Genomic DNA, 324 nt, shown 5'->3' with positions numbered 1-324 from the left:
GACCCAGACACGCTCTGCAGCAGGTCTTCCGGGGTCCGGAACCCGTGCCGGGCCGCGAGCCCGTTCCCGCCGAGTTCAGCCCGGGAACGGCGGGCGAGGGTCGCCGCCATCCACGCGGCACACGTCTCCAGCGCCCGCCGGGAATCCGCGATCAACGCTTGCCCGGCAAGAACCTGCTCGTCGCTGAGCGCGTCGTAGTCAGCTGATGACCTTCCCAAGGCCGCGACAGCATCCGGCACCAGCACGGTGACGGGCGTACTGGGAGACGCACCGCCATGCGGCCGATCGGGCGAAGCGGGCGACTCCGGGAGGTTGGTCATGCCC

The 324-nt window shown here is 71.0% G+C and carries 1 protein-coding gene; it reads right to left on the bottom strand.

From position 1 onward, the window contains the following. The coding region (locus QN357_RS19355) for a hypothetical protein (RefSeq protein ID WP_416347640.1) at positions 1-218 on the bottom strand (218 nt) is incomplete at its 3' end. Positions 219-324 lie beyond the last annotated feature (106 nt).

Origin of the sequence: Cryobacterium sp. RTC2.1 (assembly GCF_035018685.1) — a bacterium.
GTDB classification, from domain to species: domain Bacteria; phylum Actinomycetota; class Actinomycetes; order Actinomycetales; family Microbacteriaceae; genus Cryobacterium; species Cryobacterium glucosi.
Note: the sequence above shows the minus strand (reverse complement) of the source record. Positions and strands in the feature narration are given on the sequence as shown.